General features: G+C 41.2%; 27 protein-coding genes, 4 pseudogenes and 1 other annotated feature. Of the genes and pseudogenes, 18 read left to right on the top strand and 13 right to left on the bottom strand.

Annotation, left to right across the window (positions count from 1 at the left end):
- Positions 1-46: 46 nt before the first annotated feature.
- Both ACY3FQ_RS12300 and ACY3FQ_RS12295 read right to left on the bottom strand, forming a co-directional pair.
- Positions 47-382: a gamma-glutamylcyclotransferase family protein gene (locus ACY3FQ_RS12300; RefSeq protein WP_201950473.1), complete on the bottom strand. Its 336-nt coding sequence runs from the start codon at positions 380-382 to the stop codon at positions 47-49.
- Between the two features lie 13 nt (positions 383-395).
- Positions 396-1,649, bottom strand: coding sequence for an MFS transporter (locus tag ACY3FQ_RS12295; RefSeq protein ID WP_201950475.1), 1,254 nt, complete (start codon positions 1,647-1,649; stop codon positions 396-398).
- A 96-nt stretch (positions 1,650-1,745) separates the two neighbouring features.
- Here ACY3FQ_RS12295 and ACY3FQ_RS12290 point away from each other — a divergent pair, with 96 nt between their 5' ends.
- Positions 1,746-2,657 (top strand): LysR family transcriptional regulator, encoded by a 912-nt coding sequence (locus ACY3FQ_RS12290; protein WP_201706137.1) that lies wholly within the window; start codon positions 1,746-1,748, stop codon positions 2,655-2,657.
- Between the two features lie 159 nt (positions 2,658-2,816).
- Here ACY3FQ_RS12290 and rarD read toward each other — a convergent pair.
- Positions 2,817-3,722: pseudogene (rarD, locus tag ACY3FQ_RS12285) on the bottom strand (EamA family transporter RarD).
- Positions 3,723-3,830: 108 nt separating this feature from the next.
- Here rarD and ACY3FQ_RS12280 point away from each other — a divergent pair.
- The 7 genes from ACY3FQ_RS12280 (at position 3,831) to ACY3FQ_RS12250 (ending at position 9,197) form a co-directional block, all read left to right on the top strand.
- Positions 3,831-4,292, top strand: a complete 462-nt coding sequence (locus ACY3FQ_RS12280; protein WP_201950477.1) for an Lrp/AsnC family transcriptional regulator — start codon at positions 3,831-3,833, stop codon at positions 4,290-4,292.
- Positions 4,293-4,586: 294 nt separating this feature from the next.
- Positions 4,587-5,408: a hypothetical protein gene (locus ACY3FQ_RS12275; protein ID WP_201950479.1), complete on the top strand. Its 822-nt coding sequence runs from the start codon at positions 4,587-4,589 to the stop codon at positions 5,406-5,408.
- A gap of 69 nt (positions 5,409-5,477) precedes the next feature.
- Positions 5,478-7,130 (top strand): nitrite/sulfite reductase, encoded by a 1,653-nt coding sequence (locus ACY3FQ_RS12270; protein ID WP_201950486.1) that lies wholly within the window; start codon positions 5,478-5,480, stop codon positions 7,128-7,130.
- Between the two features lies 1 nt (position 7,131).
- A complete protein-coding gene (locus tag ACY3FQ_RS12265) occupies positions 7,132-7,548 on the top strand; it encodes a CidA/LrgA family protein (RefSeq protein WP_201950488.1) in 417 nt (138 codons plus the stop codon).
- Entirely contained in the window at positions 7,541-8,251 is a 711-nt protein-coding gene (locus ACY3FQ_RS12260; protein ID WP_201950491.1) for an LrgB family protein, read from the top strand. Before ACY3FQ_RS12265 ends, ACY3FQ_RS12260 begins: the two co-directional genes overlap by 8 nt.
- 18 nt (positions 8,252-8,269) lie before the next feature.
- Positions 8,270-8,437, top strand: a complete 168-nt coding sequence (locus tag ACY3FQ_RS12255; RefSeq protein ID WP_227556985.1) for a hypothetical protein — start codon at positions 8,270-8,272, stop codon at positions 8,435-8,437.
- Positions 8,376-9,197: an HPP family protein gene (locus ACY3FQ_RS12250; RefSeq protein ID WP_227556986.1), complete on the top strand. Its 822-nt coding sequence runs from the start codon at positions 8,376-8,378 to the stop codon at positions 9,195-9,197. The genes ACY3FQ_RS12255 and ACY3FQ_RS12250 overlap by 62 nt, the downstream gene beginning before the upstream one ends.
- Positions 9,198-9,330: 133 nt before the next feature.
- Here the strand turns inward: ACY3FQ_RS12250 and ACY3FQ_RS12245 are convergent, their stop codons facing one another.
- From ACY3FQ_RS12245 to ACY3FQ_RS12230, 4 genes and pseudogenes are all read right to left on the bottom strand, one after another.
- The gene (locus ACY3FQ_RS12245; protein WP_201950492.1) at positions 9,331-10,737 is read right to left on the bottom strand and encodes an aminotransferase-like domain-containing protein; all 1,407 of its coding nucleotides are present in this window, start codon (positions 10,735-10,737) and stop codon (positions 9,331-9,333) included.
- A gap of 79 nt (positions 10,738-10,816) precedes the next feature.
- A complete protein-coding gene (locus ACY3FQ_RS12240) occupies positions 10,817-10,939 on the bottom strand; it encodes a hypothetical protein (RefSeq protein ID WP_004694789.1) in 123 nt (40 codons plus the stop codon).
- A 14-nt stretch (positions 10,940-10,953) separates the two neighbouring features.
- Positions 10,954-11,958 carry a cytochrome d ubiquinol oxidase subunit II gene (gene cydB / locus ACY3FQ_RS12235; RefSeq protein ID WP_039889800.1) on the bottom strand — a complete coding sequence of 335 codons (1,005 nt, stop codon included), beginning with the start codon at positions 11,956-11,958 and terminating at the stop codon, positions 10,954-10,956.
- Positions 11,951-12,289: pseudogene (locus ACY3FQ_RS12230) on the bottom strand (cytochrome ubiquinol oxidase subunit I); the annotation flags it as partial. The pseudogene ACY3FQ_RS12230 and the gene cydB, both read right to left, overlap by 8 nt.
- A 51-nt stretch (positions 12,290-12,340) precedes the next feature.
- On the opposite strand from ACY3FQ_RS12230, the gene ACY3FQ_RS12225 reads away from it, so the two are divergent.
- From ACY3FQ_RS12225 to ACY3FQ_RS12205, 5 genes and pseudogenes are all read left to right on the top strand, one after another.
- A protein-coding gene (locus ACY3FQ_RS12225) for an IS3 family transposase (protein ID WP_489774113.1) occupies positions 12,341-13,560 on the top strand; the annotation gives its coding sequence in 2 pieces (ribosomal slippage) (positions 12,341-12,617 and positions 12,617-13,560; 1,221 coding nt in all).
- Positions 12,616-12,732 (top strand) — a sequence feature (AL1L pseudoknot). It overlaps the preceding gene by 117 nt.
- Positions 13,561-13,602: 42 nt before the next feature.
- A pseudogene (locus ACY3FQ_RS12220) lies at positions 13,603-14,784 on the top strand (TonB-dependent receptor domain-containing protein); the annotation flags it as partial.
- A gap of 64 nt (positions 14,785-14,848) precedes the next feature.
- A complete protein-coding gene (locus tag ACY3FQ_RS12215) occupies positions 14,849-15,490 on the top strand; it encodes a hypothetical protein (RefSeq protein ID WP_227556987.1) in 642 nt (213 codons plus the stop codon).
- A 78-nt stretch (positions 15,491-15,568) separates the two neighbouring features.
- A pseudogene (locus ACY3FQ_RS12210) lies at positions 15,569-15,889 on the top strand (membrane-bound PQQ-dependent dehydrogenase, glucose/quinate/shikimate family); the annotation flags it as partial.
- A gap of 94 nt (positions 15,890-15,983) precedes the next feature.
- On the top strand, positions 15,984-18,149 hold the full coding sequence (locus ACY3FQ_RS12205) for a TonB-dependent receptor domain-containing protein (protein WP_489774426.1): 2,166 nt from the start codon (positions 15,984-15,986) through the stop codon (positions 18,147-18,149).
- 98 nt (positions 18,150-18,247) lie between these two features.
- Here the strand turns inward: ACY3FQ_RS12205 and ACY3FQ_RS12200 are convergent, their stop codons facing one another.
- The 4 genes from ACY3FQ_RS12200 to ACY3FQ_RS12185 all read right to left on the bottom strand — a co-directional run bounded on the left by ACY3FQ_RS12200 (position 18,248) and on the right by ACY3FQ_RS12185 (position 20,906).
- On the bottom strand, positions 18,248-18,634 hold the full coding sequence (locus tag ACY3FQ_RS12200; protein ID WP_201950503.1) for a carboxymuconolactone decarboxylase family protein: 387 nt from the start codon (positions 18,632-18,634) through the stop codon (positions 18,248-18,250).
- A 255-nt stretch (positions 18,635-18,889) separates the two neighbouring features.
- A complete protein-coding gene (locus tag ACY3FQ_RS12195; protein ID WP_201950505.1) occupies positions 18,890-19,537 on the bottom strand; it encodes a CoA transferase subunit B in 648 nt (215 codons plus the stop codon).
- A gap of 2 nt (positions 19,538-19,539) precedes the next feature.
- A complete protein-coding gene (locus tag ACY3FQ_RS12190; protein ID WP_201950508.1) occupies positions 19,540-20,244 on the bottom strand; it encodes a CoA transferase subunit A in 705 nt (234 codons plus the stop codon).
- 467 nt (positions 20,245-20,711) lie between these two features.
- Positions 20,712-20,906 carry a hypothetical protein gene (locus tag ACY3FQ_RS12185; RefSeq protein WP_004694700.1) on the bottom strand — a complete coding sequence of 65 codons (195 nt, stop codon included), beginning with the start codon at positions 20,904-20,906 and terminating at the stop codon, positions 20,712-20,714.
- Positions 20,907-21,322: 416 nt separating this feature from the next.
- On the opposite strand from ACY3FQ_RS12185, the gene sbmA reads away from it, so the two are divergent.
- The 5 genes from sbmA to ACY3FQ_RS12160 all read left to right on the top strand — a co-directional run bounded on the left by sbmA (position 21,323) and on the right by ACY3FQ_RS12160 (position 25,264).
- Complete coding sequence (gene sbmA / locus ACY3FQ_RS12180; RefSeq protein ID WP_178928804.1) at positions 21,323-22,516, top strand: peptide antibiotic transporter SbmA; 1,194 nt, start codon at positions 21,323-21,325, stop codon at positions 22,514-22,516.
- Between the two features lie 143 nt (positions 22,517-22,659).
- The gene (locus tag ACY3FQ_RS12175; protein WP_201950526.1) at positions 22,660-23,712 is read left to right on the top strand and encodes a hypothetical protein; all 1,053 of its coding nucleotides are present in this window, start codon (positions 22,660-22,662) and stop codon (positions 23,710-23,712) included.
- Positions 23,713-23,771: 59 nt separating this feature from the next.
- Positions 23,772-23,912: a hypothetical protein gene (locus ACY3FQ_RS12170; RefSeq protein ID WP_227556988.1), complete on the top strand. Its 141-nt coding sequence runs from the start codon at positions 23,772-23,774 to the stop codon at positions 23,910-23,912.
- A 42-nt stretch (positions 23,913-23,954) separates the two neighbouring features.
- A complete protein-coding gene (locus ACY3FQ_RS12165; RefSeq protein ID WP_227556989.1) occupies positions 23,955-24,635 on the top strand; it encodes a hypothetical protein in 681 nt (226 codons plus the stop codon).
- A 110-nt stretch (positions 24,636-24,745) separates the two neighbouring features.
- A complete protein-coding gene (locus ACY3FQ_RS12160) occupies positions 24,746-25,264 on the top strand; it encodes a hypothetical protein (RefSeq protein WP_005399999.1) in 519 nt (172 codons plus the stop codon).
- Positions 25,265-25,436: 172 nt separating this feature from the next.
- Here ACY3FQ_RS12160 and ACY3FQ_RS12155 read toward each other — a convergent pair whose 3' ends face one another.
- Both ACY3FQ_RS12155 and ACY3FQ_RS12150 read right to left on the bottom strand, forming a co-directional pair.
- Positions 25,437-26,015 (bottom strand): DJ-1/PfpI family protein, encoded by a 579-nt coding sequence (locus ACY3FQ_RS12155; RefSeq protein WP_201704142.1) that lies wholly within the window; start codon positions 26,013-26,015, stop codon positions 25,437-25,439.
- A gap of 224 nt (positions 26,016-26,239) precedes the next feature.
- On the bottom strand, positions 26,240-26,649 hold a 410-nt coding region (locus ACY3FQ_RS12150), incomplete at its 5' end, for a hypothetical protein (RefSeq protein WP_489774109.1).

The following is a 26,649-nucleotide window of genomic DNA, read 5'->3' as shown; positions in this document are numbered from 1 at the left end:
TTTAATGTATCTGATTTTTGGTTTAGCATTGTATGTGAGCTTGGGTTTATGCAAGATGATTCAACGCATAAACATAAGCCTGTTGTATTCGCCCATTCTCTAAAGTGACCTCAGTTAAAACACGCTGATATTCACTTCCTTCAAACTCATCCAAGCTGTTCCACAACGTATTTAATTGCTCTGAACTAAACATATCTCCATCAACAGTTTGTCCATCTGGACTCAGCATCAGCCCAGGAAAGCCAAGCTCGGCCCCCCAACCGGCTTCTTTAAGCAAACCTTTCACAGAGCCTTTGCGCCATGTACCGCCAATCACTTCTAAAATATGAGCATTGGGTTTGTTTGGTCTTAAAGTACCGTAAACAAATAAGTGTTGTTGCATGATGTAAATATTCCTAATGGGTAACAGATGGAGAATGAAGCGGTTTTATTGAAAAAATAACGATGAGTGCAATTAGAATCAGAAAAATATTTAATATAACGATGCCATTCCAGCCATGGCTTTGCCAGATATTTCCGCCATACGCACCCACAATGCTTGAACCTAAATAATAAAAAAGCAGATACAAGGAAGTGGCATGACCTTTATTGGATGTTGCGAGCTCTCCAACACGACTGCTGGCAATGGCATGGGCAATGAAAAAGCCAGTGGTCACAGAGCCAATCCCGAGAATAATCAAAAACAACGAGGCAGAAAGAGTAAGTAGCACGCCTAAGAGCATGCACAAAAAGCCCAAAATCATTACCTGCTTTTTGCCTATTCGGTCTGCAATATTGCCTGCAATCGAAGAGGAAATAATACCCAAACTATAAGATAAAAAAATGAGGCTAATCTGGGTTTGGCTTAAATGATACGGTGCTGCAAACAGTCTGAAGGTGACATAGTTAAACAGCGTGACAAATACACTGGTGAGTAAAAAGCCAATCCCATAGATTTTTAACAGCCGTGTATGACTCAAGTGTGCATACCATGCATGTAGATGGAACTTAAAAGAGAGACCTTGCTGGGCAATGAAATTTCGTGAATTGGGTAAGAGTTTCAAAAAACCCAATGCACAGAACAGACAGATGACGCCGAGAATGGCCATGGAAATACGCCACGAGAAAAACTCGGTCAAAATGCCCATGCCAACACGTCCCATCATGCCGCCAAATGCTGTGCCTGCAATATATAGCCCCATGGTTTTACTTAAGTTTTTGGGACTAATTTCTTCTGCAATCCAAGCCATGGCAACAGCGGGAACTCCACCTAGGACAAAACCTTCTAAGCTTCTTGAAACCATGAGCACATGCCAACTCGGTGAAACCGCGCATACCACATTGAGTATAGAAGCCAAAAGCATAGAGAAAAACATCAGGCCTTTTCTGCCCAATGTTTGTGAAAAGGCACTGGATAGCATGATCGACATGGCCAAAAAGCCCGTGGTTAAGGACAGTGCTAGTGCACTTGCACTGGGTGCAATATGGAAGCTCTGACTTAAGTTCGGTAGTAAGGGTTGTACGCAATAGATCAGTGAAAAACTAGTAAAGCCCAACAAAAACAGCGCCATGCCCGCTTTTTTATATTCAACTGTACCTTGGCTGATGGTCTGTGGAATCGGCTGTTGAGGGGTAGACCAATCTGCTTCTAGTGAAGAGCTCAGTTTCATAACTTGGCGGATTTAAAATGGAGAGAAGCTTTATTTTAATAACTACATGCATATATGTATAATATATATAACTCAATAATGGTATAGCTTTAATATATGGAGCTGCGTAATATTCAATATTTTATTGCTATCGCGGAAGAGCAAAGTTTCTCTAAAGCTGCTTTGCGTCTTGGCATAAGTCAGCCGCCGTTGAGTATGCAAATTAAAAAATTGGAAAGAGAAATCGGTGTAGAACTTTTTTATCGCTATTCGCATGGTGTAGCTCTGACACCAGCAGGGGAAACTTTTCTTAAAATGGTTTTGCCTGTTCAGAACCAACTGAAAAATGCGGTGAAATTGACCCAAAGTACGGCAAATGGTGAATTGGGAGAACTACGGCTTGGCTTTACAGGTACTTCAATTTTAAACTCATTAATTCCGACAGCCATTCAAGCATTTCAACAGCAATATCCTCAGGTGAATTTGGTATTAAAAGAAGCCAATTCTTTGATTTTGATTGAGAGTTTATTGAATAATGAATTAGACATTGCGATTGTGCGACCACCTGCGCAGTATCCTAAAGCCATTACGATTCGTAATTTGATCGATGAAAAATTGATTGCTGCCTTGCCGATTCAATATCCCGCAGAAGATGAGGTGATAGATTTGGCAGAATTTAAGTATGAGAGCTTCATTGTCTCTCCACCAGAGGTGAGTGCAGGGCTGTATGCCGCGATTTTAAATAGCTGCCAACAGCATGGCTTCACGCCTAAAATTGGACAGCAAGCCCCTCAGATTGTTTCGATTTTATCGTTGGTTGCGGCAAATTTGGGCATTTCTTTGGTGCCTGAGTCCACCCAACAGCTCAAAATTGAAGGGATTAAATATAAATACCTGAAGAATAAGACCGCGACAATTGGACTCGGTATTGCCTTCAAGGCAGATTTGCATAGCCAACCTGCAATCAACTTTTCCAGCTTATTGAATAGTATTGTGAGACAACATCATCATTTAAAAGGTTCGCTGTAATTCACGGTATGTCATTTTAAATATGAAGTGTCAGCACCTAACTCGCGGAGTCAAATAGCCATTTAAATAAGATCAGAAAGTCTGTTCTCAATTCAGCACCAAAACATGCCTAGACGGCTAAATTTAAGAGATCTAGAGGAAAATATGCATAAAAAATGTCTATGTCGCTAATTTACGATTCTTTTTAAAGCTGCGTAATCCTTCCAGCATGAGGGTAAAAATTGCGAGCCAAATGGCGATATAGGTTGGCCATTCTGCTGAAGTAATGCTTTCCCCTAAGGCGATTGAAACCACCACTAACAATATCGGTTCAACATAAACCAACAGTCCAAACAGGCTTAAGTTTAAATGCGGGGCAGACAAGGACTGAAATGCCAAAGCCAGCGCACTGATTAGTCCAAGTCCTGAAATGAGCCAAAGTGTATGTGAGCTTTCAGATAGGCTTTCTGTGACGATACTGCCTTGCATGATAAAGAAAATACAGACAGGGAGACTCAGCATCATGTCAAACCAAAGTCCGCCTATATTATTCGTCTCCGTTTTTTGTCTGAGCCAAAAATAGATCGGATAACCTAAGCAAATCAGCAGAGTGGGCCAAGTCAGTGTTTGAGAAATGGTCAAGAGATTCAATATCCCCAGCACTGCAAAAATACAGGACAGTTGCTGAAAGCGTGACATTCGCTCTTTAAAGGCAATCCGACCGACAATCACCATGCTTATTGGCATCATAAAATAACCGAGTGAAACATCTAGTCCATAGCCATGACTGGGTGCTCACATAAACAGCCACAACTGAATCCCAATTAAAAACGAAGATAAAATTCGCGTTAAAAAGAAAAAGCGCTCTTGGTAGAAACGGCGATAAATAACAACCATCTGAGACCAATTGCCTTTGAGCCAAATAAAAAGCGTTAGACATGGAATGGTCAATACGATGCGCCAGCCGTATATTTCTGTACCTGCCAACTTGCCCAAAAGTGAGGTATAGGCAAACATTAAAGCAAATAATACCGAGGCCGTGACATTTAAGCTAATGCCAAGTGCTGTATTGGAATGCGTAGACATAGGCGGTTCTAAAACTGGATGAATGGATAATATTTTATTGCAATCTTATTGATAAAATGGCTTGTAATCATTAGTTTGAATGAGAAAGTTTCTCGTAGGAGGTTGCTCATGCAATTGGATAAATTTGATTTCGCTTTATTGGAGCATCTGCAAAAAGATTGCTTAACGCCACTCCGAGAATTGGCAGATTTAGTGCATTTATCAACGACCTCGGTACAACGTCGCATTCAAAAATTAAGAGACAGTGGCTATATTATTGGTAATACCGCGGTGCTTGATCCAGACAAATTGGGACAAGTGATTACGATTTTTGTCGAGGTTCGCGTCAATCAAACCCATGTGACTGACCTTGACGAGTTGAAAGCAAGTTTTTCAATTCCAGAAATACAGCAGTGCTATTACGTAACAGGTGAGGCGGATTTTATGTTGGTACTCTTGGTGCCAAGTATGAGTCGGTTTCAAGCCTTATGTGATCAGCTTTTTCATCATAATGCCAATGTGCAATGGTTTAAAACCACCGTTGTGTTAGAAAGGATCAAAACAACTTTAGAGGTGTCTTGTCAGCCATAACTTTTATTCTCCTTTTTATATTCCATTTTAGATTCAATGGCTAAACAGTCAGCTTGAAATAGGAAAAGAGAAGAGTAGTTTCTGAATTTTTAGGCACTCAAAATAACGCCATGAGGGGATTGGCTTCTATTTAAATAGCGAATTTATTTTCTAATTTTGATGGTTTTGTACCCATAAAACTTGAGAAGGAGGCACGCTGTTATAGTTTTTTCAAGCCTTACTGTAGCTACTCATTAGCACCAAACTAGCTGAAAATTTGATTCAAGAAGGGATCACAATCTTGATGGTGGCGTAATGTTTATAACACAGCAACTGAATACAATTTCTGAATTGGTTGAGGGGCAGAGTCTTTCAGATCAACTGCAACATCTACTTGCGCAGCAGTATTTAAACTTAGAAGCGACTTTGCTGCGTGCTAAAGTTTTACGAGATTTTTCAAGCGCTAAAGTTCAATATATCGTGCAGTCTGCCATTCAAGCAGAACATGCCGAGGTCGCATTTTTATTTGCGCCTTTTATCTTGGCAAATTTGAACCATCCTGTGATTTATAGCAGTCCTGCAACGCCAACCGTACTCAATATCCTCAATCGTTACTATCAAGCAGAGCAAAAACAAAACCTAAAAATAGATGATGTGCTTGAGGCACTCAATGTTTATTTAGATTTGAGTGATAGCGTATTTAATGATGTCGATTTTTTTTATTTTTCATTGATCAAAGCACTATGTCGAACTGATGTCTCTCAGATTTTTTTGGTGACATCATTGGTGCTCAATACACAAAAACTCACAGAGCTGGAACAGTTTTTTAAAGTCAAAATTAACTATATTTCTCTCCATCCGCAAGATGCCATTATCGACAGCGGTGAATGGAATATGCGGAAATTGTTCTTTAAAAACAAAGATCAGCAATATATCGATTTATGTGAAAAATTCGCCACATTGAATGCGCAGTTACTGTTGAGTTATGGCAGTTATAACCAGCAGCAAGCGATCCAGTTGGTTGAAGATATGTTCTATGCCGAGCATATTTATGAAAAGTTATCGGTCTATGCCGAGTATATGCAGACTTGTTTACAACATGGCGTGTCCCGAAAGCAGGCGACTTTTTTCGCCTAACTTGCATTTTTGATGCGCCATTCAAAACAGCTTTTCTTTCATATTGATGCATATACCTAGGTCATCCCCATGTTTTTATATACAGACTTTGATCAAAATTTATTGAATGAACGTGTCGCACAGTTTCGCGACCAAACCCAGCGTTATTTAGAGGGAAAACTGACCGAAGAAGAATACCGCCCCTTACGCTTACAAAATGGTTTATATGTTCAACGTTATGCACCCATGCTACGTTTGGCAGTGCCTTATGGCTTAATGAACACAGAGCAATTACGTAAGGTGGCTGAGGTTGCGCAGAAGTATGATCGTGGTTATGCGCATATTTCTACGCGTCAAAATATTCAACTGAATTGGCCGCAGCTTGCAGATGTCCCAGATATTTTGCAGGAACTCGCTACGGTACACATGCATTCTATTCAGACCAGTGGCAACTGTATTCGAAACACCACGACAGACCAGTATGCAGGTGTCGTTGAAGGGGAGCTCACAGACCCACGTCCGACCTGTGAACTGATTCGCCAGTGGAGTACTTTCCATCCAGAGTTTTCATTCCTTCCGCGTAAATTTAAAATTGCGGTCTGTGCACACCCAGAACAAGATCGTGCTGCCACGACTTTTCATGATGTTGGGGTCTATTTGGTAGAAAATGAAGCAGGAGAATTGGGCTATCAAATTAAAGTCGGCGGTGGGCTTGGACGCACCCCTTTAGCGGGACATGTCATTAAGCCATTTTTAGCCCGTGAAGATTTAATTGCTTATTTAGATGCCATCATGCGCGTATATAACTTGCATGGTCGCCGTGATAATAAATACAAAGCGCGTATTAAAATTTTAGTGAAAGCCCTCACTCCAGCGGGCTTTGCGGAAAAAGTTGAAGCTGAGTTTGCACATACTCAAACACTGCTCAAAGTTCAGCCTAGTGTTTTAGCGCAAATGGATGCAGTATTTCGACCGTTTGCCTATGAAGCTTTAGATGCGGAAAATTTTGAGGCGTTGTTCCAACAGTATCCGAAGTTTAAACACTGGTTCAATATCAATACCCATGCACATAAAGTCGCGGGCTACCGCATAGTCACAATCAGCTTAAAACGGGCGGGTGTGGCTCCGGGGGATATGACTTCCGATGAAATGCGTTTAATTGCAGATTTGGCTGACCAATATACCTTTGGTGAGCTGCGAACCACGCATGAGCAAAATATTGCCTTAACCGATGTACGCCAAAAGGATCTGTTTGAACTGTGGCAAGTCTTAGATCGTGGCAATTTAGCCCGAGCGCATATTGGCTTTCTGACTGACATGATTTGCTGTCCGGGCGGCGATTTTTGCTCCTTGGCAAATGCCAAATCCATTCCGGTGTATGAGGCGATTGCTCGCCGTTTTGATGATCTGGATGCTTTATATCATTTAGGCAGGGTCGATTTGAACATTTCAGGTTGTATGAATGCGTGTGGACACCACCATGTCGGCAATATTGGCATTCTAGGTGTCGATAAAAAAGGCGCTGAATATTACCAAATTAGCTTAGGTGGTAACTCAGATCATGATGCATCCATCGGTGATATTTTAGGGCCATCATTTCCTGCAGAAGATATTCCCGATGTGCTAGAGGAAATTCTGAATACTTATCTGGATTTGCGTTTGGAGTATGAATCTTTTTTAGAAACCTACAAACGTGTCTCGATCCAGCCGTTTAAAGAGCGGGCTTATGCGGACATAAATTGAGATGTTGCATGACCGAACTCGGCTGAAAAAGCTAAACACTGCGAGCTGCCAAATCATCATTATTTTGGCCGTTTGGAGCTGTGCTGAGGTCTTGCAAAAGCTGCTGAATTTGCCTGTGGCATCTGGAGTACTTGGTTTTTTTCTGCTGCTGTTCTTACTTGAAATGAAATGGTTGAAATTAGCCCACGTTGAACGCGGTGCCGATCTGTTACTGGCTGAACTGCTGCTGTTTTTCATTCCGCCAGTGGTTGGCGTGATTCAATATCAGGATTTATTGATTGCCAGTGGTTGGAAAATTCTGCTGGTGATTTTAATCAGCACCGCTTTGGTGATGATGGTTTCTGTATATAGCGTGCGGTTGTTGTTAAAGCAGCCAGAGCTAAATCAGGAACCAAAACAGGAAGATCAGTATGACTGAATGCTGGGGGCTTTTTTACTTGGTTTGGACCGTGCTGTGCTATTTCATGGCAAAGCAGCTTTTTGTTCGAACCCAAAAAATCTATTTATCTCCGATTATTGTCGTTCCTAGCTTGAGCATCATACTGATCTTTCTTTTACAGCATCAGTTCCAAGACTATTACTTTTATACCCAATATTTGGTGGCCATGCTCGGCCCAATCACGGTGGCTTTTGCGATTCCTGTATTTCGTTATCGCCGCATGATTCAGCAACATTTTAAAGTGTTGCTCTTCAGTTCCAGCCTCGCCATGTTGGTGGGTATTTTCAGCAGTTGGTTTTTGGCGAGCATATTGGACTTTGATGACATCGTTAAAAATAGCCTGTTGGCGCGTTCCATTTCGATTCCTTTTGCTTTGGTGCTCACCGAAAAACTCGGGGGCTCTATCAGCCTGATTCCGCTATTTACCGTGATTACAGGTTTAGTCGGTATGTTGTTGGGAGACCTCCTCTTGCTTTGGATTAAATATAAAAATCACCTTGCCTCAGGTGCAGCACTGGGTAATGCCGCACATGCTATGGGCATAGCTCGAGCAAGACAGCGGCATAAATTGGAAGGCGTCATTGCCAGTCTCTCGATGATTATTTCAGGAATCATTATGGTGCTATTTGCGCCATCGCTGATTGCAGTGACGAAATATTTACTTGGCTTTATATTTTTTTAAATCAACAAGGAATCGAATATGAATCCTATGTCACATGCAAAGACAATCTTAAGCCCCCAAAGCTATCTCGCGGCCTTTGTCTTTATAGTATTCATGGTGGCAGCTGCCTATGGACTGAATGATCGTGAAATTATTCTGCCTGAAATGGGCGGCGATGGCCGTTGGGTTGTGGGTCTATCGAGATAAACAGTGGCTGAATCAGCCAGATAAAATTTTTATTTTACCCAGTTTGACCGCTGTTATAGGCTTCTGTATTAACTTAATGCCAATTTCATATCTATTCAAACTGGTTTTAGTTCTCTGTGCCATGTTGCTCGTGATGCGGATGTTTAACTATATATTACCGCCCGCACTGGCCACAGGTTTCTTGCCGATTGTGACCCAAGCCTATGAAATATCGTTTTTGATTTCGATTTTTGCCACCAGTTTTATCCTGATGTTGGGTGTAGTGCTCTTTAAACTGAACCAAGGTGTGGAGAGAAAAGGCAATTTTGATCGACGAAAAATAGGTGTGTATGCCAGTATTACTTTAATTGGTTTTGCACTCGCTGCTATTTTCAAGGTTGAAGCGATGGCACTGATTCCACCGATTACAGTGGTGGTGTACGAATCATTAAATATGATGATGTATTCGTTGAAAATGTATCTTAAGCAGGTTGCTGTGTTGACACTGTCGATTTCAATGGCCGTGCTTATGCAGTTGTGGATTCAAGATTGGATCTTGCTCACCTTTATATATATGCCCTTGATGTTTCTTTTGCTCAAGCTCTTTGATATGCGCATTCCTGCGGTATATGCCTTTCCATTTTTGGTTTTTGTCTTTCCACAAGACAGTGTGATGTATTTACCTGTTGCATCCGGCCTGATGGCTGGCTTTTCACTTGGCTGTGTCTATATCTATCGCACCTATTTTCAAAATATGATTGCTGAGAAATCTTATACCTAGCTTGAGAGGAATGGCATGATCCGATCTGATCATGTCATTTTATCTCTAGGATGGTGATATTTGCAGTATGGGCAGTGAGTCTCTTCAAATAAAAAGATGCTTTAAATCAGTTTGGATTTAAAGCATTCAACTTTTACTCAAAGGCTTCTGGGTAAATACATTGGATCAAGGCATCTAAGGCATTTTGAATACGCTCATTGATTTCAAATGAACAATTGATTCGAATATGATGTGGGACATTGTCCGTTTGATAAAATAATGAACCGGGCGCAATGCTGATATTTTTCTCTAAAAGCTGCTCATAAATCAAATTTCCATTGATCTGCTCGGGCAAAGTAATCCAAAGAAAATAGCCCGATGGATAATAATGAATTTGATAATCTTCAGACAAATGTTCAGATAAATAAGTGTAATACTGATTTTTGAGACGTTTTAAGGTGTTACGCAAAGTTTTTAAGTGCTTTTCATAGTGTCGATGCGATAAATAATCGACCAAGGCATTTTGAATAAATGAGTTGACGGAAAGCGTGCTCATCAGCTGTAGATGCTGAATATGCTCCGAAAATTTACCCGCATAGACCCAACCAATCCGAAAACCCGCACCTAAAGTTTTTGAAAAAGAAGAGCAGTGTAAAACCAAATTTTTCTGATCAAAGTATTTCATCGACAGCGGTTTTTTATGATCAAAATAAAGCTCTTCATACACATCGTCTTCAATTAAATAAATATCGCGCTCATGCAGTAGCTTTGCCAGTTGGTATTTGATGTCATCACTGACCGTAAAACCAATTGGGTTGTGACTGTTGAGCATCAATAAACAGACTTTAATTGGATAACGTTCAATTGCATCTTTAAACGCCTCAAGGTCAATACCATGTTCTTCATGTTCAGGAATACTAATGACTTTTAGGCCCAAATGTTCAGCCGCTTGCCATGCACCATAAAATATTGTTTTTTGAAGTAAAATATAGTCACCCGGTTGGGTCATGGCTTGTAAGGAGAGGTTTAAAGCATCTAATCCGCCCGAGGTAATTACGATATCGGATGGGTCTGTTGGAATTCCTTGCATACAGTAGCGCTGTGCAATCAGTTTCCGCAGCTCAAAGTTTCCGGGAGGTAAACTTGGCATCTGTTCATAACTGAGACGGTGTTTGGCACGTTGTCCCAACGTTTGCATCAGCTTGGCAGAGTAGAGCAGTTGGCTGTTGGGAAAGGCAATGCCAAAGGGAACCATTTGTTCAGATTGGATCGATTTTAAGTATCTGAAAATTTTAGAGTTGATTTCAATTTTTTCGTTGAGGATGACACTATTGGAGTTGCTGTCTGAGCGTCCATCGCCTGTCACAAAATAACCGAGTTTTTCTTGTGAATAAATCAGCCCTTGCGCTTCGAGTTCCTGATAGGCATTCATCACGGTCATTAGGCTAAAACCCGATATTTCAGCTTGTTGACGAAGTGAAGGTAGTTTATCGTTGGCTTTCCAAAAACCACTTTCAATCAAATGTTTCAGGCTGAGCGCAAGTTTTTCTGATTTATACATATAGGTTCGCTGCAATTAAAAGGCACAGGACATGTACTGAAAGTCCCGTGCCTAATTCATAAAAAATGCTTGGCTGGCTTTAGTAAGCAAAACTCAGCAACAGCTTAAAGAAACCCGCAATCAGTGCGAGAGAAATAAAGCCAAAGCACCACAATAAAATAAACCATAATCGTGGGCTGAGTCGATCAACAAATTTTTTCATGTCTATCTCCTCAATTAATGATAACCCTGATCTCCTATACGTACTTTGTCACGGAACACCCAATAGGACAAGAAGGTATAGGCAATGATGATTGGGATTAAAATTGCAGCTCCCACCAAGGTGAACTTTAAACTTGACTCAGGTGCAGCGGCCTGCCAAATAGTGACCGATGGCGGAATAATATTGGGCCATAAGCTGATGACGAAGCCAGTAAAAGCCAAAAAGACTAAAGCCAAAGTATAGATAAACGGTTTTAGTTCATGCTGCTTTTTGCACGCAGATAGAATCAAGCCAACAAACAGTAAGACTAAAATTGGCACTGGGCTAAAATAGTATAGATTCGGCAGAGAGAACCAACGCTGTGCAATTTCAGGATGGGTCAGCGGCGTATATAAACTCACGGCACCGAAGATGATGAGCAAAGCAATAATCAGCCTAGGCATGAGATGAAACATCCGTTGCTGTATCTCTTTTTCGGTTTTCCAAATGAGCCAGCCACAGCCTAAAGTGGCGTACATGACCACGACACCTAGACCGGTAAAACATGTAAATGGCGTGAACCAGTCCCATCCACCACCGCTGTAAATACCATTGGTGGTCTGAATACCTTGGATATAAGCCCCTAAAATCACGCCTTGGAAAAAGCTCGATAAGATAGAGCCCCAGATAAACGCGAGATCCCAGAGGTATTTGGTGCGCGTGGCTTTAAAGCGGAACTCGAACGCTACGCCGCGGAAAATCAAGGCAACCACCATAAAGATAATGGGTAAATACAGTGCCGATAAAACAGTTGAATAGACCAAAGGAAATGCAGCGAATAAGCCAGCACCACCTAGGACCATCCATGTTTCATTACCGTCCCAAACAGGCGCGACGGTATTCATCATCACATCGCGTTCTTGCGTTCCGTTCATAAAGGGAAACAGAATACCAATACCTAAGTCGAAACCATCCATAACCACATAGATGAGTACCCCGAGCCCGATAATACCGACCCAAACCAAAGCGAGATCAATCATGTGGTTTCTCCTTACTATTTTGAGCAGAAGGATCAGTGGTCTCGATGGATTCTTCAACAGCACTGAGTGGACGTAAAGGGGTTTTAAAATGCCCTGGGCCAGTATCTTGCACGGCATCTAAAGGCGTAGAAAAAGCAGGGCCTAATTTGATCAAGCGCAGCATGTAGTAAATACCCGCGCCAAAGACGACGGTATAGACCAGAACAAAAATAATCAGGCTCAAGCCGACTTGATCTGCGGTGACTGTATGCGATAAACCGTCTTTAGTTCGAATCACGCCATACACGACCCAAGGCTGACGGCCAACTTCTGTGGTAACCCAACCTGCTAGGTGAACCGTACCGGGTTTGTCGGAGAGTCAATATTCTGAGAGACTATCCCGATGACAAAATTAAAATATACCCCTGAAATCAGAGAAAGAGCGGTTCAATTATTGATTGAATCTGAAAAAGATTATCCTTCTATTTGGGCTGCAATCACAGCTATTGCGCCTAAGATTGGTTGTACTCCTGAAACACTACGTGTTTGGTATCAAAAATATTTAGATAAACAAAATCCAGTTAAAGTACAGCAGCTTTCAGACCAAGAACGTATCAAACAACTCGAACGCGAAAATAAAGAACTGCAACGCGCCAATGAGATTCTACGTAAAGCAGCCGCTTTTTTCGCCCAGGCGGAGCTCGACCGCCCACACAAATAATGGTGGATTTTATCCATAACAATAAAGATCGATATGGTGTTGAAGCGATTTGTAGGATTTTACCGATCGCAGCTTCAACCTATTACCGAACCTTAGATCTCGCTGACAATCCAGAACATCGAGCGAAACGTGCTCTGCATGATTTACATCATGCAGAGCAAATCAAACGTATTTGGAAAGAAAGTTCAGGTCGATACGGTGTGCGTAAGATCTGGCAACAACTGAAACGTGAAGGCTATGTTATTGCACGTTGTACAGTTGCTCGATTGATGCAGAAGCTAGGTATACAAGGTGTTTGGCGTGGTAAGAATAAACAAACTACTCGTAACCGAGATGACCAAAAACGAGCAGATGATTTAGTGAAACGGAATTTTAATGCTGATCATCCAAACCAACTATGGGTGGGTGACTTTACGTATATTCAAACTCATTCAGGCTGGGTCTATACCGCATTTGTTATTGATGTGTTCTCACGAGCAATTGTTGGATGGAAAGTATCTACACGGATGAATACAGATATGGTACTCGATGCACTTGAGCAAGCATTGCACGATCGATGCATGCCAAAGAATGTGATTCATCATTCCGACAGAGGTGTGCAATATCTTTCCATTCGCTATACCAATCGTTTAGAAGCAGCAAATTTACGAGCATCAGTCGGTACAACTGGTGATTCATACGATAATGCTCTGGCTGAAACGGTGAATGGCTTATACAAAACAGAGGTGATTGAATATTTAAAAGCAGATTGGCAAGGTTTAGCAGATGTACAACTTGCGACACTAAACTGGGTAGATTGGTTCAATAAAAAGCGTGTACACAGTGCACTGGGTTATGTATCGCCTTTTGAGTTTGAAGCAATGTACTATGATAAGATTAACCCGTTAGGTCAGGTGGCCTAACTTAAATAAAAAAGTCTCCGACAAACCCAGTACGGTTCAAAACGTGATTTCTCAACCACTTATAAAGAAAAAAACACAGGGATTAAGTTTGATGCATCGAAGAACTTAGAGCAGCAGACTTTAAAATATGGTCTTGCAGTCGACCAAAAAGATTATTCCAGTACCAAAGTCGATTTACGCAATGGTGCAACACTACCAACACTCTACCAAGATGGTTATTTACTGGATTCTGAGTTAAAGCGTTACGCAGCCTATTTCTCAGATGAAATTCGTTTGGGGCTCTTTGGTCGTGATTTAACCCTAACACCATCGCTTCGTTTTGAACGACAGGAGTATCGACCAGATTCTTCGAGCTATAGTGATGTCCAAGCACGTGACTTTAGTTATGTTTCGCCGGGTTTTGCGGCCAGTTATCAATTCACTCCTGAAAACTACAGTTATTTTAAATACACCCGCGGTACACGTATTCCATCACCTACTGAGATAGGCGGCATCTATCAAACTACCGCAGGCAATCCAAGTTATATCGTGATTGGTAACTCGAATCTTGATGAAGAAACCAGTGATGCATTTGAAATTGGACTGAGAAATACTTCAATTGATGGTATCAAGTTTGATGTCACAGGTTTTTATACCAAATACAGTGACTTCATCGATTACCACAACTATGGCACCACCCTACAATATCCTTATGGTTACTACCGTGCAGAAAACCTAGCCAATGCCGAAATTTGGGGAGGTGAGTTGTCTACACGTATTGATTTGGGTCAATTTATTCCACACTCGGATGGATTTAGCCTCTCTTTAGTGGCAGGTAAAACCAAAGGCACCGCAAAAAATAAAGATGGACTGAAAAGTGGGGTGAATTCAGTACAACCTGAAAAGGGCAGCCTCACCTTTACTTATGACCATCCAGATAAAGTCTTTGGTTTAGGTCTAACTGCAACTGCGGTCGGGGACAAAATCGCATCTAAAGATGTGAGTACCTACCAAGATGACGTGGAGTATCAACATGTTGCAGGTTATGCCGTGTTTGATCTCTCAGCTTACTGGAATATGAATAAGTTCACTAAGTTGAATGTGGCGGTGAATAACATCTTTGATAAGACGTATTGGAACTATGCCGCAGTGGGCACCATTACAGGAACGAACCAAGCCACTCTGATCGATCGTGCTGCAGAACCAGGTCGTAATATTGTCGCAAGTGTTGAATTTAAATACTAATTTCAAAGCTAGATAGAACTGAGATTCCGCCCAGCAAACTTAACCTTCAGGAAATGAAATCACCATGAAAATTATGACTAGATTGGCAACGGGCATCGTTATGCTCAGTGCTTCAGCGAGTATTTTAGCTGCAGACAAAACAGCACAAACGGATACATACCAACAAGCTTATGCCATTCATGCGCTTTACCACCCAGAAAATAAACAACCGAGTGCTGCACTGGTAACACAGCAATATACGCAGGATTATGCCGCACTTTTTGCGAACACTAAAAAAGTGACAGCCGAACAGTTTGCACAATTTGAACAGGCACGTTTAGCCCCTGTACTTAAGCAACGACGTGAAATGTCTTTAAAACAGGCACATGTCCGTTATGGTATTTTAGATAAGAGTAAAGATCCAAAGTTAACGTTAAAAGAGTTCCAAGCCTCTGGTGAAAAAACTTTTGATGGTTTCGATCAGAACCAAGATGGTTTGATTAATGCTGAAGATGCAAAGTTGTCTGGGGCAAATACAGGAACACATGATGGTTTCCGTGCCAAATTACCCATTTCAATGCCGATGCCAAGTAATGTGAATGAGTTTATCGCGCAATATGGTCAGGGTAAAAATTATGTGACTTTGGGTGACTATCTAACAGCGCGCGATAAACAATATTTCGAGACCGATACTGATTTGTTGCATAAATATTTTGCAAGATACTGATTTTTAAGGGGTTTGTGAGAATTTTAATAAAAATAAATATAATAAAATCATGGTGTTAGGTAGTTGTGCAACAAAGCCGGTACGGTTGAAGATACTGGTCCAATGGGTATTAAAATGGGCTTAAAAGCGCCGATTGGTATGCCAACCATTGGTGGCCCAATGGCGACGCAAGGTGGTTTAGTGTTCTTTGCTGCAACACAAGACTTCTACTTGCGCGCCTTCAATTCATCTAATGGTGAAGAATTATGGAAAGCGCGTTTACCAGTGGGTAGCCAAGGGACACCGATGAGCTACATTTCTCCAAAAACAGGCAAGCAATATGTGGTCATTTCCGCAGGTGGGGCACGTCAGTCGCCTGATCATGGTGATTATGTGGTTGCGTATAGCTTAGCCGATTAAAACGTTTTATTGTATGGGAAGCCTGCCGAGATGATAGGCTTCCCATTTTTATGGTAATAACAAGCAAGGAAATATTGTGCGATTAACTTATTTGATGCCTGCGCCTTTTAAACAAGCCTTATTGACAGCGGTTATTTTACAATCTATGCATGCTTATGCAGAAGCGACAGAATATCAACTTCCTGTCATCACCGTCCAAGCGGTACATACCGATAGCGAGTTGTTATCGACTTCTGCATCCATTCAAAAAGTCCAAGCGGCTACAGTACAAAACAATGCCAATGTGAACCTATCCGAAGTATTACAAGGGGTTGCAGGCTTACAAATTAATAACCGCGAAAACTATGCGCAAGACTTACAGATTTCGATGCGTGGCTTTGGCGCTCGTTCAACTTTCGGCGTACGTGGCATTCGGATGTATGTCGATGGTATTCCTGCGACCATGCCTGATGGTCAAGGGCAAAGTTCCAATATTGACCTCAATAGTTTAGATCACATCGAAGTACTGACAGGGCCATTTTCATCTTTATATGGTAACTCATCAGGTGGAACCATTTTAGCTGAGAGCAAAGAAGGACAAGGGAAAGACTCAATTCAAGTGGGTCTAAATGCAGGCAGCAATCATAAGCAACAAGCCAATATCCAATTACAAGGGGGTTCCGAACAGGCCAATCAACCTGCTTATGTGATTAGTTCTTCTTATTTTGATACTGATGGTTTTCGAGACCATAGTGTTGCACAAAAAGTATTAAATAATGCCAAACTAACATGGAACTTAGACGATGGCAGTAAAATCAACTGGGTGATGAACCGTGTCGATATTGATGCTGACGACCCGCAAGGTCTCAGTCGTGAGCAGTGGAAAGCTAATCCGAAACAAGTGAATGACCGTACCAATACTTATAATGTGCGTAAAGAAATTGAACAAACCCAAACAGGACTGACGTGGACTAAACCGCTGAATGACCAGCAAGAGTTGTATAGCATGTTCTATTTGGGAAACCGACAAGTCGTACAATATCAGTCGATTCCTGAGTGTGCAATAAATGAAAATACAGGCAAATGTATACCGAATTCTTCACAACTCAATCCTCGCCATGCAGGTGGAGTAATTGATTTTGACCGAGATTACTATGGCGCAGATTTTCGCTGGACAGGAAAAGCACTTTTGCTGAATACAACTTTGGTTGCAGGACTGGCTTTAGACCGGATGGTCGAGGACCGTAAAGGTTATAACAATTATAATCATGCGGGTACATTTGGCGTGAAAGGTGATTTACGCCGAAATGAAAATAATACCCTGTGGAATTTAGATCCGTATGTACAAGCCTCATGGCAATTCTTACCCACATGGCATCTTGATACAGGCTTACGCTATAGCAATGTACATTATGAGTCAGATGATCATTACATCCTTGATAAAAATGGTGATGACAGTGGTTCAACGGATTATCAAAAATTATTGCCTTCTGTAGCTTTAGGCTGGGAAATTTTACCTGAAATTTATGCCTATGCCAGTTATGGCAAAGGCTTTGAAACGCCAACCTTTACCGAAATGGCTTATAACACTGATCCTTCGAAATCGGGTATGAATTTTGCGTTAAAAGCAGCAAGTAGTGATAACTATGAGCTGGGTCTAAAGTCGCAGAATCCATTCGGGCTCTTCACTTTTGCTATTTTCCAGACAGATACAGAAAACGATATAGTGACAGCGGGAACACGTGATGGTCGTGCGACTTTTCGTAATGCAGATCAAACCACACGACAAGGTTTAGAGCTTTCATGGCAACAAACGATCTGGAAACAGCTCAATATTCAATCTAGCTTTAGTTATATCGATGCTGAATTTGATAGTTATACAGCAGAAATAGCGAATCCAGATGATTCAACAAAACCTTATGCGAAAGCCATTAATAAAGGAAATAAGATTCCCGGAATTGCTAAAAATCAAGCATTTACTCGTATTGCATGGCAACCTGAACAGGGCTTTCAAGCAGGCTTAGAAGCACGATATATGGATAAAATTTATGTCGATGATATCAACTCAGATACTGCGCCAAGTTATACCGTTGTGGCTGCAAATGTCGGCTATTTATGGGTAAACCGTGACTGGAAAGTAAACAGCTATGCTCGACTCGATAACCTGTTTGACCGTAACTATGTTGGCTCAGTGATTGTAAATGACAGCAATAGTCGCTTCTTTGAACCGGCCGATGGTCGAAACTTTAGCGTTGGCATGAGTGTGACTAAAGCCTTTTAATGGAAATGGTTTGGCTAGGCAAAAAATACAGCATAGCCAAACCAGATGAATCGCGCCATGCGACTGCAAAAAACGCTTTTGTATGGCGCATAATCTATTTATGAATGGCTTTGATATTCCTGAATCACTTCCAGCGCAGCGCGGAACGCCTCTTGAGTCGCAGGTGCGCCGCAATAAGGCAAACTGTGTAAAAGGACTTCTTGAATTTCTTCAACCGTTGCACCGTTATTCAACGCACCACGAACGTGACCTTTCAGCTCAGTTGGACTTTTTTGTGCCGTCAAGAATGCAATGGTAATTAACGAGCGATATTTACGTGGTAAGACACCTTCACGTTGCCATGTTGAGCCCCAAGCATGTTCATTAATCCAGTCCTGTAAAGGTTGGGTGAAAGGTACAGTATTGTCCTGAGCACTTTTAACAAAAGATTCGCCCATGACTTCTGTGCGAACTTTTAAACCATTTTCATAATCTTGTTGTGACATGGGAACCTCTGAATGTGGAATGCAAATATAGTAGCCGAGCGGCTTAGTTTTTCATCAGCTATTTGGGTTAAAAAGATGTGCGCGAGAGTCATCCTTCAATATATTTCGGAGTATAGAAATACTCTTGATCAAGCTGATGATGGTTTTTATGTCTGATTTAAAGGCTATAAAAATACCTATTGGTAACTGAAAATCTTTTTGATTGAGCCCAATAAGAAAGCAGCCGAAGCTGCTTTGAATGATGCTGTTTTGTACTTAAGCGGCTTTAAAGTCATTGATGATGAGTGCTGTGCCAGTCGCTTTTTGGATTTGCTCTAAGCTTACATCGTGTGCCAGTTCAACCAGTTTCACACCTTCAGTCGTGATATCCATTACGCCTAAGTCAGTAATGATACGGCTGACGACAGCTTTGCTTGTGAGTGGTAGGGTACATTGAGGCATAATTTTTGGCGTGCCATCTTTGGCGCAGTGTTCCATCAGAACCACGACTTTTTGTACACCAGAAACCAAGTCCATAGCACCGCCCATGCCTTTGACTTTTTTACCCGGAATCATCCAGTTTGCCAAGTCGCCTGTTTCAGAGACTTCCATTGCACCTAAAATAGCAATATTGACATGTCCACCCCGAATCATGGCAAAAGATTCTGAGCTTGAGAAAAATGCAGCCCCTTTACGTGCGGTGACGGTTTGTTTTCCTGCATTAATCAAGTCTGCATCGATTGCATCACGGGTTGGAAACTCATCAATACCGAGCAAGCCATTTTCTGACTGTAACCAAACATTGATCCCTTCGGGTAGATAATTGGCCACTAAGGTCGGTAAGCCAATACCTAAGTTGACATAAAAACCATCTTCGAGTTCAAGGGCAGCACGCTGCGCCATTTCATTACGTGTCCAAGCCATAATTAAGCTTCCTCTGCTTTAATGGTCAGTTGTTCGATCTGCTTTTTTGGGGTGGCATTAAGCACCACGCGGTTGATGTAGATACCCGGTAAATGGATGTCATCTGGATCAATTTCACCAATTTCAACCACTTGTTCAACTTCGGCAATCGTGAATTTGCCTGCCATGGCACAGTCAGGGTTAAAGTTACGTGCTGTTTTACGGAACACTAAGTTCCCTGCTTTATCGGCTTTGTAGGCTTTCACTAAAGCAATATCCGCAGTAAGGGACATTTCTAAAATATGCGGACGACCATCAAAGTCACGGACTTCTTTACCTTCGGCAATGAGGGTGCCTACACCTGTTTGGGTGAAAAATGCAGGAATACCTGCGCCGCCTGAACGTAGTTTTTCTGCGAGTGTACCTTGCGGAGTGAGCTCAACTTCAAGTTCACCATTGAGATACTGTCGCTCAAACTCTTTGTTTTCACCGACATAAGAGGCAATCATTTTTTTAATTTGTTTGGTTTCTAATAATTTACCTAAACCAAAGCCATCCACACCTGCATTATTTGAAATACAGGTTAAACCTGTGACACCTGTATTTTTTAAGGCATCAATTAATGCTTCTGGAATACCACAGAGGCCAAAACCACCCACGGCAACCGTTTGATTATTGGCAACCACATCAGCCAATGCTTCGGCTGCATTTGCGACGACTTTATTCATCTTTTATTTCCTGATCTTCCTTGCTTGTTATTTTTTTAGCATTGCGCTGCACTTTTTAGAAATTGAATCTTTCTAACGTATAATAAGAAAAACTCATTAATGCAGAATATTTACAAAGAAAAATAGATAAAAGAAGAGTCAAAGCATGTACGAAAGCTATGCAAATAATCATACGGCTTATTCTGAACTATAAAGGTTTAGCCTCAGTTTCGCTTAGTCAAGGAGGGAGAACTTAGCTTAGAAATGATGCCAAAGTGTGGTTTCAATAAATTGGGACGAAATGTTAGACAGTTCATAATCTCACAAAATCAATAGGTACAGAAAACTCTCAGCACGGCTTCATTTGCTGATTGAGTATAAAAAACTAAATTTTAATAAAAATAATCAGTTTTAAATCAATAAAAAAAGATGGTTTTTTATTTTTATCTTATTGAGTGGATTATTCTTTTATTAAAGAGCGTTGCAAATTAAAGCTTCTGCCACACTTGATTTTCATCATCAAAAGACACCGTAAAATTAAAACGAGAGTCCGCCGTTACCAAGTAACCTGTAGGTGTTTTCATGAGAACTTTGAGCACAGTGCCTTCTTCAAAGTTAATGGGTGGAAAGTCTTCTTTTGTCAGTGTGAGTGGTTTGATCAGTTCAAGTACTAGGGTTTCCATGTCATAGATCCAATAGTTTTTAATGAAAAGATAGTAGCATGAAGCCATTTTAAAATGTGCAAACTTCATTCTTTTATACATAAAATCAACAAGTAATCGTATGGTTGTTAAAGAAATACCGTTATTGCACTCGCTTTAAATCCTAAGCAATAAAATATTATTTGAAATCTGAGGCAAAGTTCATTTCTATTTTTATAAGTTATTGAAATAATTGATTTTGATTTTGATGTGACTGATCAAGTCGGAAAATAATGTCCTGAGCTCTTGTGAAGGGGCATACAAATCAAATAACGTATAACCCAATAAGGATAAGTAAATTGTACAAACTTGCTGTAATGCGATTGTACTAAATTAAGAAATAAGGATTAGTATGCACGGATTGCATACCTGAAACATAAAAGGGATATATATCGTTCATGTTTAAGTCATTTTTCCCAAACCCTAGATGGTTCTTCATTTCGGTATTACTTTGGTCGGTGATCAATGTCGTACTGTGGTACACAGGGGGAAATACATGGGGAAGCGCCATAGGTTGGCCGCAAGGATATGCAACGGCTGAATTAGCTATTGGGGTAAGCCGTTTTTGGTCTCCGTCTTTTCTGTGGTTCTATCTCTGGTTTTTTATAGCAACAACACTCTTTGCCTTATTTTGGCGTTTTGTCTCAGACAATAAATGGCAAAGATGGTCGATTTGGGGCTCCGCATTTATTCTGTTTAACATCTGGTTTGGTGTACAGGTCAGTGTTGCCATCAACGCATGGTATGGACCATTTTGGGACCTCATTCAAAGCATGCTTGGTAAAGGCGGTAACATTAAAGACCTATATATGGGTACTTTAACCTTCTTGTATATTGCGATGGTTGCGGTCACTTTCGCAGTGATCAATGCCTTTTTCACCAGCCACTATGTATTTCGGTGGCGTACAGCGATGAATGAATACTACACCCAACACTGGGAAAAATTGCGTCATATAGAAGGGGCATCACAACGTGTGCAAGAAGACACTATGCGCTTTGCTACCATTTTAGAAGATTTGGGCGTTGAGTTGATCAAGGCTGTGATGGTATTGGTGGCTTTCTTACCAATTCTATTTGAGCTTTCAAAGCATGTTCCTGAATTGCCTATTGTGGGTGAAGTAAAGCATTCCCTAGTTTGGGCTTCTATTATTTGGGCTATTTTTGGTACGGTCTTGTTAATGGTAGTAGGAAGTAAACTACCAGGTTTAGAGTTTAACAATCAAAAAGTAGAAGCAGCTTACCGTAAAGAATTGGTTTATGGGGAAGACCATGCAGACCGTGCCCAACCTGCAACATTGGTCGAACTGTTTAGCAGAGTAAGAAAGAATTATTTTAGACTTTATTTTCACTATGCTTATTTTAACTTAGTCGCGACATGGTATCGACAACTGGATATTTTATACAGTTTGGTGGTGTTATTTCCCGCAATTGCAGCAGGGAAAATGACTCTAGGTTTAATCAACCAAATTGGTAATGTGTTTGATAAAGTACGAGAGTCATTTCAATATCTAATTCTGTCATGGAAAACCATTATTGAACTGCTCTCAATTTATAAGCGTCTAAAAGCTTTTGAATCGACTTTAGATGACTAAATATTTTTGATGTATCTCACCTGCCTTTCACGGCAGGTTTTTTATGTGTTCAAACATCGTTTTGTCTGTAACTTTTGTTATATGGGTCAAATTAAATTGATGAAATATTGTTGAGGTTGTCATAAAGCAAAGCAAAACGATGTGTGTGTCAAGCTAAAATAAATAATAAAAACAGTTATTTAAGTTTGTTATTTTATGTGCTTTCCGCTAATGTTTTTATGCGGGTGTTTAAGAGTAAAGTCGTAGTGAATTATAAAATTTTATGTGTATTTGGGGTTTTGGTGAGTGTGTTGCAGGGCTGTACCAGTCTGGGAAATATAGCACAAGCACCTTTTAAAAATATTGCATCACCACAAGAATTAATCGTAGAACGAAAAATTAATGATACCGATAAAAACAGCAAAGAATACGTCTATCACACGGTAGGCGTAAAAAATGAAAAAGATATCGAGGTGCTATATCCACGCAGCATGTTTAGTCAGTATTGCCAAGCACATGGTGGGCGTTTTACTCAGACACAAAAAAGTAGTTTTAGCTTAGTGAAAGATCCGTGGGCGAAAAAATTACTTCGCACCTATAACAGTTTAAAACAGGGTACGGGTGCTTTTCGTTGCCAGCTCAATAATGGCGAGCAGTGGCTGGTGAGTATTGAGGCATTGTCTGAACGCAAACTGCCTAACTCAAATGATACTCGTGTAGTGAATCTACAAAGCAAAGTATTGACTGAGCCAGCACCACGAAGTATGACCCCTATTACGCCAAGCAAAAAAACGGTGACGAAAGCACCTGCCACCAAGGTAGAGGTGAAGAAAGAGGAAGAAAGCAAAAAAGAAGTTGAGCTTAAAAAAGAAAGCAAAGTTGAAGTACCACCTAAAGCTCCCAAAGCTTTAGAAACACCACAGCAGCAACAGGCCAAACTGTATGTGGCTGCACGCCGTGATATTAACAGTGGACGCAACCAAGTCGCTGCCTGTAACAGTGCACAACGCGCATATAACTATGGTCGTTTGCCGGGGTCGGATGCCTCAAATGTCTATACCGAATCGGGCATATTAGTTGCACGCTGTTTAACGGGTATTCCAAGTTATAGCAGTCGTTTTTCCAACCCTAAAGGGCAAGCAAAATATGTTTTGCAGAACTTAGCCAAAAACCATAACCACACAGGTGCTAAAAATATGCTCAAGCAAATGAAGTAAGATTTTCGGCTGTTTGCGACCGAACTTCATGTGAGCACCTCAACCAAAGGAAGAACATCATGAGTAATGTCCAAACACCAGCCACCTATTTTACTGCGCCTTTGCTGGATCAGACCGTGCAAGAAATAGACGTTGATATTTCAGCTCAGCCTTATTTTTACAAAAATGACGGAACGCCTGAGTATTTAGCTGATCTATAAGATGCTATTGAACTTATTTCTGCATCATCGACCAATGCCCGTATGAGTATGGGACATGTTTATGATGTACCCAAAGAAATAGCAACGATCCAAGCCCATTGGGGAGAGCAGACTCAGTTAGCATTCGGGGGAAACTCTTTTGAGTTTATGCCACTCAAAGCCACGCCAGAAACTGCTGCCGCATTTGGTATGACTTTGCTGAAAGCTAGACAGGCGATAGAGGTACAGGCTACGCAGAAAAAGTTGTCTCAAATTAAATATCAATATGGCATGTTGGCGGGTCATTTTTTCCCTTATGACCCAACTCAAATCAATCTAGCCGCGAAAACATTATATCCTTTTGTCGTCACAGACTTAGAGCATCACGACTTTCCGCATGTTTTTGCTTCGACCGATCCAAATCAATTGCCGTTGGTGATCTCAGCAGGACGATATTTTCCAAAAGACCGAAAAATTTATTTGGCTGACTTGTGGGTAGAACATGGTGACGCACTTTATATTCCTGAAATGCCGAAGCAAGTTGCTCCTGAATTTATCGATTTACACAATAACCGAAATGCTGCTTTAGCGTGTTGGAAGGGCGAAAGTGATCAATCTACGATTCATATGCATACTTTGCTTGATCCCAAAGGTTATTTTTATTGGTTTTGGAATGCATGCCCGACTATACACCCACAGCTCACTGCATTTGAAACTGCTGAGTTGGATAGGGAAATCGCTTGAATTGAGCGATTTAATTTTCTCCAACTACACGGTAATTTTACAGTTCCATAACAGGCTGATCGACGGGCTTTGTGATACAAAGAATGCAATTGTTGATTGGAGTTGAGTTTATGTCACAGCCTGTTTTAAGCGTTTTACGAGGTCGGTCTTCTGTTCTTTTTCGTCATGCTTTTTTGGCCGCAGCATTGTGTGGTTCAGTCCAAGTTGCTACGGCTAGTACTACAGTCGACCAACTGAGTAATTGTTTGGTGAAGTCAACGACAGCAACAGATAAAACCACTGTGTTGCAGTGGACGTTTGCGGCACTGGCTGCACATCCTGATCTGAAGGTGTATAGCAATGTCACCGATGCACAGCGTACACAGCTAGATAAAAACTTAGCACAGGTCTTACAACGCATTTTGGTGGAGCAATGTTCAGCGCAGACCAAAGCGGTGATTCAAGCTGAAGGCTTACAAGCGGTTGGAGACAGTTTTCAGGAACTTGGACAGATTACGGGTGAGGAAATTTTAAAGAACCCTGAAGTGAAGGGCCAGTTGCAAGGTGTGCTGCGCTATGTGGATTTGAATAAATTGGTCACGACTTTTTTAACCCCAGAGATTTGGAATAAGTTGGGTGTGACGAGGTAGTTCGGTCTTTGAAGATTATGAATAGTGAGAGAGATTTATAAACTGAATCGAAAGCATTAATGTTATAAAAAAGTCATTAAAAAAGCTCCTTGAATCGAAGGAGCTTTTTTATTTTTGAATCTAAAAAGATGATAAACCATGCCATAAAAGATTCATTTGAGGAACAACACAATTAAATCGTTACAGTCGCCCCTAAAGCTTTAATAAACTGCGCCATCCAAGCAGGGTGGGCAGGCCAAGCCGGCGCTGTGATCAAGTGCCCATCGGTTACAGCTTCCGTCACTTCAATGTCCGCATAAGTTCCACCTGCTAGTTTCACCTCGGCTGCGCATGCAGGGTAGGCTGAACAAGTACGGCCTTCGAGTACATCGGCTGCCGCAAGAATTTGAGCACCATGACAAACTGCTGCAATTGGTTTTTTTGCAGCATCAAACTCACGTACGATTTCAAGGATACGTTCATTCATGCGTAAATATTCGGGCGCGCGACCACCGGGAATGACTAAACCAACATAGTCCGCAGTGTGTACGGCTTCAAAGTTGTAATTGATGGCAAAGTTATGACCGCGTTTTTCACTATAGGTTTGTTCGCCTTCAAAGTCATGAATGGCTGTGGCTATGCTTTCTCCTTCATTTTTATCGGGGCAGACCGCGTGTACGGTATAACCGAGACCTGTTAGAAACTGAAAAGGCACCATGGTTTCATAGTCTTCAGCATAGTCACCTACGAGCATTAAAATTTGTTTAGACATCTTTAAACCCTCTTTATTGTTTGTACATATTTATGTTCAATTTTGATCTAAATTAGCACAGTTCAGATGTCATTTTTAAGTCATTCAGCGCTCTTTAGTCGTATAACTGAGGTCATTTTTATAAAAAAAGCCCCAAGTAATTGAGGCGTTTTAACTGTATAGAAAAGCATGATAAATCAATCAGTTTATATATTCATTGATATGAAATTTACTATGCTAAGGTGTTAATAGTCTAATGTGCAGGCTTTGCCCTGATATTCATAACGGTTGACATCATATTTTTGACCATTCCAGCGGTAAACGGCAAAACAAAATCCGGGGCCACCATTTTCAATATCAGGCCAGCCGTCTTTTCCTTTGGTTTTTAGAAAAGTAGGGATGCCCATGTTTTCAAAAATGAGTTTCCATGTTCCCGTTTTTTGCTGAGCAACGATGTGGTAGCCGACACCTGTGTTGCCATAGCACATGGTGCTGTAGTCTGAAATAACTGCGTCTTTTAGGCCGTCACCATTGAGGTCTTTGTATGTGCTGATTTCACCTGTGTCGCAGCTACCTTCCCAGCCATGTTTGGTTTTTGCAAAGCCAGCGGCTTTAAATATTTGGCTAGCTTCTTTAGCTGGAACATTGGGTTTAG

The organism is Acinetobacter sp. AB03, assembly GCF_058107045.1.
The sequence above is the reverse complement of the archived record's forward strand: the minus strand, read 5'-3'. Positions and strand labels throughout refer to the sequence as shown.